At 51.6% G+C, this 864-nt stretch carries 2 pseudogenes; both read left to right on the top strand.

The features are described 5' to 3' along the window. Window positions 1-312: pseudogene (locus tag AAE045_RS23300) on the top strand (hypothetical protein); the annotation flags it as partial. A 1-nt stretch (window position 313) separates the two neighbouring features. Next, a pseudogene (locus tag AAE045_RS23305) lies at window positions 314-864 on the top strand (hypothetical protein); the annotation flags it as partial.

Below are 864 nucleotides of genomic sequence, written 5' to 3' on the forward strand. Positions count from 1 at the left end.
GTTGATGACATCGACACAGGATCTGACGTTAGCCTCGTAGAGCAGTGCGGGAAAGCTTCCGGGCACATAACAGCACTGATAGCGGCGCTGGAGCAGGCGGAGCAGTACGCCAAACAGCGCGACGAAGAGAATCAGGATTTGACGCTTACCATTGGCCGCTTGCGTGTTGAGCGTGAGCAACTGGAAGCCAGCAAGCTATCCGTGAAGCTGCCATCTGAGTATATCGAAATGTACGGCACTAAATTCTATATGCACGCACATGTTGTCGAGGCAATCCAAGGCGCGGGCGGTAGCGTAGAGGGGAGTGATTAAGATGAACAATAACTATCAAAGCACTATGGTTGCAGATGAGAGACTGGCTGAATTGGCAGTGGAAGATGATTTATACAACTATCCACCTACCCAAGAAGAATTGAACTCAATTTCGGCCGAGCTTCAGGAATACCGCAAAGCCAGCAAGGAGCCGGTGGCGTTTACCGAAAAGCACGAAATTTCGAACATGCATGCCACGGGAATGTATCTCCGGGCATGGCCGGTTGACCGTGAACGCAATGAGGTGGAAGGCTACACAGTGGCACTATTTGCAGCCCCACCACTACAGGCTGTGACCGTGCCTGATGAGCCATTAACGCAGTTTAAGCCGGTCGCTGACCTGTACGAAGTTACTGTTCCAGGCGGTCGTTCAACAACATTCACAAAGGATGTGGCAGAGGCTAAAGACTGCATAGAGATGGGCTGGAAGGTTCAGGAATACGTTGAACTTGAGAGATATCAGCAGGCTTGCGCTGGCAACTCTCCGGAAATTCCGGATGGTTACGCTTTGGTGCCTATCGAACCGACATACCAGATGAGCGAGGCCATTGG

The sequence above is a fragment of the Dryocola clanedunensis genome, assembly GCF_038405435.1.
Lineage (GTDB): Bacteria > Pseudomonadota > Gammaproteobacteria > Enterobacterales > Enterobacteriaceae > Dryocola > Dryocola clanedunensis_A.